8 protein-coding genes are annotated in these 5,656 nt (G+C 56.0%); 2 read left to right on the forward strand and 6 right to left on the reverse strand.

What is annotated here, in order from left to right:
- The 5 genes from NTW95_04825 to NTW95_04845 all read right to left on the reverse strand — a co-directional run.
- Positions 1-1,060: OB-fold nucleic acid binding domain-containing protein (locus NTW95_04825; protein ID MCX6556740.1), on the reverse strand; the 1,060-nt coding region annotated here is incomplete at its 3' end.
- 8 nt (positions 1,061-1,068) lie between these two features.
- Positions 1,069-1,752: a transglutaminase-like domain-containing protein gene (locus NTW95_04830; protein ID MCX6556741.1), complete on the reverse strand. Its 684-nt coding sequence runs from the start codon at positions 1,750-1,752 to the stop codon at positions 1,069-1,071.
- Entirely contained in the window at positions 1,749-2,150 is a 402-nt protein-coding gene (nusB, locus tag NTW95_04835; protein MCX6556742.1) for a transcription antitermination factor NusB, read from the reverse strand. Before nusB ends, NTW95_04830 begins: the two co-directional genes overlap by 4 nt.
- Positions 2,150-2,617 (reverse strand): 6,7-dimethyl-8-ribityllumazine synthase, encoded by a 468-nt coding sequence (gene ribH, locus NTW95_04840; GenBank protein ID MCX6556743.1) that lies wholly within the window; start codon positions 2,615-2,617, stop codon positions 2,150-2,152. Before ribH ends, nusB begins: the two co-directional genes overlap by 1 nt.
- Before the next feature lie 115 nt (positions 2,618-2,732).
- Entirely contained in the window at positions 2,733-3,353 is a 621-nt protein-coding gene (locus tag NTW95_04845) for a hypothetical protein (GenBank protein MCX6556744.1), read from the reverse strand.
- 170 nt (positions 3,354-3,523) lie between these two features.
- Between NTW95_04845 and NTW95_04850 the strand changes: the two genes are divergently transcribed.
- Positions 3,524-4,888 (forward strand): sigma-54 dependent transcriptional regulator, encoded by a 1,365-nt coding sequence (locus NTW95_04850; protein ID MCX6556745.1) that lies wholly within the window; start codon positions 3,524-3,526, stop codon positions 4,886-4,888.
- A complete protein-coding gene (locus NTW95_04855; GenBank protein ID MCX6556746.1) occupies positions 4,866-5,507 on the forward strand; it encodes a lysophospholipid acyltransferase family protein in 642 nt (213 codons plus the stop codon). The genes NTW95_04850 and NTW95_04855 overlap by 23 nt, the downstream gene beginning before the upstream one ends.
- Before the next feature lie 29 nt (positions 5,508-5,536).
- On the opposite strand, the gene NTW95_04860 is transcribed toward NTW95_04855, so the two are convergent.
- Positions 5,537-5,656, reverse strand: a 120-nt coding sequence (locus tag NTW95_04860) for an IS110 family transposase (protein ID MCX6556747.1), incomplete at its 5' end; no start/stop codon positions are given.

Genomic DNA, 5,656 nt, shown 5'->3' on the forward strand with positions numbered 1-5,656 from the left:
AGGTCGGCGGCGGCGGCTCGGCGGGGAATTGGCGGCCGATGTGCTTTTTCAAAAATTCCTCATCCCATAATTCATCCAGCGCCAGTCCCGATTTTTCGGCGATGATCTCCATGAAGGTCACCCTTTTGAAGGGGGGACGCATGGAGATGCTCTGGTCCTGCCAGCGGATGGTGTCGTCGGCCAAGGCGATGTCGCGGTTCAAGCCCTGCAGCAGCTCCTCGGTCTGGCTCATGTAATCGTTGAAATCCTTGTACAGTTCGTAAAATTCGATCATGGTGAACTCGGGGTTGTGCATCAGCGAAACGCCCTCGTTCCTGAAATTGCGGTTGATTTCGAACACTTTCTCCATGCCGCCGACCAGCAGCCGCTTCAGGTACAATTCGGGCGCGACGCGCAGGTACAGGTCGATGTTCAAGGCATTGTGATGGGTGACGAACGGCCTGGCCGACGCCCCGCCGGGAATCTGGTGCATCATCGGCGTTTCGACTTCGATGTAGCCGCGGTCATGAAAGAAGGCGCGGACGTTCTGGATGATCCGCGAACGCTTGCGGAACACATCCTTGACCTCCGGGTTGACGATCAAGTCCAGGTAGCGCTGGCGGAAGCGCAATTCCTTGTCCTGCAGGCCGTGCCATTTTTCCGGCAGCGGGTGGAACGACTTGGCCAGGAAAGTCAGCTCGCTGACCAGGATGGACAGCTCCTGGGTGTGGGTCTTGAAAATCTTGCCTTTGACCCCGATGATGTCGCCGATATCGAGAAGGCCGCACACGGCGAAATCCTTTTCCGAGACCAACTCTTTTCGGATATAGATCTGCAGCTTGTCATCGCCGTCAAACAGATGCATGAAGGCGCTTTTGCCCATGCTGCGGACAGCCGTGATGCGGCCGGCACAGAGCAGTTCACCGGCAACTTCCTTCAACTCGTCGGCGGAACGGTCCTTGTAGGCGGCGATGACGTCCTTGAAGCGGTGGCTGACCTCGAAGCGATACGGATAGGGCGTGATGCCCAGGGCGATGAGTTTCTTCAGTTTTTCCTGCCTGACGGCAAATTGTTCTTCCATGAACGACCTCATTCATCCATGATTTTTTTGTTTTTCCTGACGACGACTCCCAGGAAGCGCTCGACGCGGTTGAAAACGACGCTCTGGTCGGTGACCAGGTAGCGCGAGGAAAAATCCTGGTACTGCGGATCGTAAAAGACGCGGCGGTCTCCCGGCAAGTCGATTTCCAGCCAGCGGTGCGGCACCGGTTCGATCACGGCGTCGTTCTCGCGCAGGTAGAATCCGTTGATCGGACGGCTGGCGATGCCCACGCAGGCCAGCAGCGTCTGGGCGACGTTGGCATAACCGATGCAATGGGCCCGGCGATTGAGCAGCACCGCCACCGTGTCCTGCGGCAGGTCGGCCTCGGCATAGGTGATGGAATTCGTCAAATAAATGGAGATGTTCTGCAAATAATCGCCGATGGAGATGGCGTTCCGGCGCACTTGTTCGAAAACCGTTCTGACCAGCGGGTCCTGGCCGGCCAGGTAGCGTTCATCGCCGGCGATGGCATGGTTCAGGTTTTTGAAATTCAGGCTCTGGCTCTTGATCTTGACGGTCAAGCCGTCGCCGTCGTTGCGGATCTCCTGCTTGAAATTGTAGTTGCGGTAATTGCTGAAGATCTCGGGCGTCCGGCAGGCGACGAAAACCTCCAGATTGCTCTCCTGGCGCAGCGGCATCCAGATGTAGAGCAGCAGCAGCAGCATGTTCATGGGATGATCTTGTCCAGGATGGCGTTGATCAGCTTGTACGAGTCGGAATCGCTGTATTTCTTGGCGATGCGGATGACATCATCGATGATGATCGGCTTCTCCGCGTTGAAGGTCGCTTCGGCGATGCCCATGCGCATCAGGTTGCGGTCGATGGGCGCCAGCCGGTTCAGCTTCCAATCGATCAGGTTGGCCGAAATCTTGGCGTCGATTTCCGCCTTGTCGTCCAGGACGATCTGCACCATGCGGCCGATAAACTCCTCTTCGTCGGGGTTGACCCGTTTGAAGGTGGCGAAATATTCCTCGATCAGCGGCCCCGCTTCGGCCGCCTCGCATTTGCGTACGTCAATCTGGTACAGGATTTTTAGAATGATTTCCCGGCTGTACTTGATGCGGAACATCAGATCTTGGCATCGGCGAATAGGTTGAGCAGTTCGATGGCCGATTGCGCGGCCTGGAAGCCCTTGTTGCCCATCTTGTTTCCCGCCCGTTCGATGGCCTGGTCGGTGTTGTCGGCGGTGATGATGCCGTAGGTCACCGGCTGGGCGAAGTCCAGGTTGAGCTGGGCGATGCCTTTGCTCACCTCGGAAGCGATGAAATCGAAATGGGGGGTTTCGCCGCGGATGATGGCCGCCAGGCAGATCACGGCCTGGTATTTTTTCTTTAGCAGCAGCCGCTTGGCCACCAGCGGGATCTCGAAGGCCCCGGGCACGCGGACCACCTCGATCTCCCCTTCCTTGGCGCCGCTGCGCATCAGAGCATCCTTGGCTCCGTCCAGCAGCTGTTCGGTGATGAAATTATTGAAGCGGGAAACGATGATCGCGTAGGTGAAACCCTTGGAAACGAGCTGTCCCTGGAATTCTTTCATTTTCTTCTCCATAGGAAGAAAATATCCTAAATAGGCCCTTATGTCAAGCTCCAGCGCGGTCCTGCGCGGCCCCTGCCGCTATTTCCAAACCTGAGGCCCGATCCGCCTCCCTTGATCAATACGAGCTGGTTATAGAAATCTCGTCACTATCGATGTGACCGGTGATGGTCACTGTGCCTCCGGAAAGGGTTCCAGTGGCTTCAAGGATCAGATAAACAATGTGGCTCCTGTTGTTGACTGAGAAAGAATTCGACTCCTCAGTCATGAACATGTCCACGACGCCGGAGGCCGCATTAATGTGCCCCGTGATGAGCAAACTCCCGCCCAAGGTATCGCCGGTGGTCATCGTCGCTCCCTGACTGCAATCCCAAGTGGCTTCGATTTCCATATATGCGCTGCAATCTGAATAGAACCAATATTTCCATAATCCCGTCATCCAGCCATGGCCCGGGCTCGGATTTTCGACGTTACGTATTGCTTGGCTGATCGGGTGATTATCCATATAGAATATGCAGGGGCCGGCTGCCTGTTTTTCAACACCAAATGCCTTATGATTTCCTATGTTGGCGGTGCTGGCTGCAAAATTATTGATATCGGATATGCTCTGGGTGGCGAGACCGATGATCACATTGATGTCATTTTCGGATTCATCCGATTTTTTGCAGGTCGTGCCCAGGAGCAGGATCATCACCGTCATGGCGATCAGGCCGATCTTCACCATTTTTTCTTTTTTCATCAATCTTCTCCAGAAATCTTATTTTGGGATTTTTCAACAATAGCACAAATGCCTTACAAAGTATCAAAAATACTTTTATAAGATACTCCTTCCCCAGCCAAGCCCCGATCTAAAATGATAACCAGCACTCGGAGTTGACAAAAATGGCGCCACTGGCTGATAATGGGGGCATGGCGAAAATCCTGGTCGTTGAAGACAATGCCTCGATGAGGGAAATGCTGACCAGCATCATCGGCGAAAAAGGCTTTGAAGTTGAAAATGCCGCCTGCGTTAGCGACGCCATGTCTCTGCTCAGGAAAAGCGATTTCGCCCTGATCGTCTCCGATCTCCAGCTCCCCGACATGGACGGCCTGAGTTTCTACAAGAAGATCAAGCACCTGCAGATCCCGTTCATCATCCTCACCGCCTTCGGCTCCATCGAAAAGGCCGTGGAAGCCATCAAGGAAGGGGCCTTCGATTTCATCGCCAAGCCCGTCGACCCCGACTACCTGCTGCTGATGATCAACAAGGCCCTGGCCGCGACCCAGATCCTGCGCGAGAACCTGGTCCTGCGCGAGGTGCTGCAGAGCGAAATGGGGAAAACCGTCATCATCGGCAGCAGCCGCGAAATTCTCAGGGAGGCTGAAAAGATCCGCCAGGTGGCCCAGACCGCCACCACCGTGCTGCTGCGCGGCGAGAGCGGCACCGGCAAGGAATTGTTCGCCCGCGCCCTGCACGCCTTGAGCCCGCGAAAAGACCGGCCGTTCATCACCATCAATTCGGCCTCGATCCCGGACAATCTCCTGGAAAACGAACTTTTCGGGCACGAAAAGGGCTCCTATACCGGGGCTTACCTGCGCCAGCTGGGAAAGCTCGAGCTGGCCCAGGGGGGAACGTTCTTCTTCGACGAGATCGGCGATTTCCCCTACTCCCTGCAGGGAAAGATCTTGCGCGTATTGGAGGAAAAGGCGATCTCGCGCCTGGGCGGCAGCAAGGAAATCCGCCTCGACATTCGCTTCATCTTCGCCACCAACCAGGATTTGGAAAAAGCCATCGTTGAAAAACGTTTCCGCCAGGATCTCTATTTCCGCATCACCAGCTTCCCGATCCAACTCCCGCCCCTGCGCGAGAGGAAGGAGGACATCCGCTTGCTCGGGGACTATTTCGCCAAGAAAATCTCCCTGGAGATCAGGAAGTATGAAATCGTCCTGTCCCAGGCCGCGGTTGAAAAGCTCCTGGCCTACAACTGGCCGGGCAATGTCCGCGAACTGCAGAACACGATCGAGCGGGCGATCATCACCTGCCCCGGCCGGACGATCGGCACCGCGGAGATCATCCTGCCCGATCGGATCATGGCCGTCGACGAACAGTTCAACCTCAACGGCACCCTGAAGGCGGTCAGTGCCCGGGCACAAAAACTGGCCGAGAAGGCGAAGATCGGCCAAGTGCTGGCCGAGACGGCCTTCAACCGCTCGCGGGCGGCCGAAATCCTGGAGGTCAGCTACAAGACGCTGCTGCAAAAAATCAAGGAATATGGGCTGGGCGAAGAGAATTAAGACCCTGCTACTGAAAAAACTGGCCAGGCTGTTCATCGAGGCGATCGTGTTCAGCAGCCGGGTGACGATTTCAGGGCGCGAAAACATCGACGAACTGCGCCAGCAGCATCTGCCGCTGATCTATATTTTCTGGCACCGGCACATCCTTTTCGTCATCCACCAATTCAAGGATATCGGGGCCCGGCCGCTGATTTCCCTGTCCAGCGACGGCGAACTGGTGTCGGCCGTGGCCGAAGAATTCGGCATGAAGCCCATCCGCGGTTCATCTTCCAAGGGCGGGGCGCGGGCTTTCCTGAACATGGTGCGCAGCGTGCAGAAAGAGAACGCCTGGGTGCTGATCACCGCCGACGGGCCAAAGGGGCCGGCGCGGCAAATCAAGCCCGGGACCGTGCAGCTGGCCGTGAAAACCGGGGCAACTGTCATTCCCATCAGTTGGAGCAGCTCGCGGGTAAAGATCCTGGAAAAAAGTTGGGACCGCTTCCTCATCCCGCTGCCATTCGGCCGTATCCATTTCGCCTTCGGAGAACCGCTGCGGATTTCCGCCGGAAACGATTCCAGTCTGCAGCAGGCCGCCGACATGCTGGCCAGAAAACTCGATCAGCTGGAAGAATCGTTGTAAAATCAATGATGTAGCGACTGTCTTAAAAGTCAAGTACTTTTTGTAGATAGCAAGAGATGATTTCGCATCAGGGCATTCAGTCGGACAAGTAGTTTGCGCATCACAGCGGCAATGGCAACCTTTTTGGGTTTTCCGTTTTCGATAAGTCG

The organism is Candidatus Aminicenantes bacterium (genome assembly GCA_026393795.1).
Taxonomy (GTDB): domain Bacteria; phylum Acidobacteriota; class Aminicenantia; order UBA2199; family UBA2199; genus UBA2199.

Coding starts and splice junctions, on each gene's coding strand:
- NTW95_04845 (MCX6556744.1), bottom strand. CDS start 3,353: ATGAAAAAAGAAAAAATGGTGAAGATCGGCCTGATCGCCATGACGGTG.
- NTW95_04830 (MCX6556741.1), bottom strand. CDS start 1,752: ATGAACATGCTGCTGCTGCTGCTCTACATCTGGATGCCGCTGCGCCAG.
- NTW95_04855 (MCX6556746.1), top strand. CDS start 4,866: ATGGGCTGGGCGAAGAGAATTAAGACCCTGCTACTGAAAAAACTGGCC.
- NTW95_04850 (MCX6556745.1), top strand. CDS start 3,524: ATGGCGAAAATCCTGGTCGTTGAAGACAATGCCTCGATGAGGGAAATG.
- nusB (MCX6556742.1), bottom strand. CDS start 2,150: ATGTTCCGCATCAAGTACAGCCGGGAAATCATTCTAAAAATCCTGTAC.
- ribH (MCX6556743.1), bottom strand. CDS start 2,617: ATGAAAGAATTCCAGGGACAGCTCGTTTCCAAGGGTTTCACCTACGCG.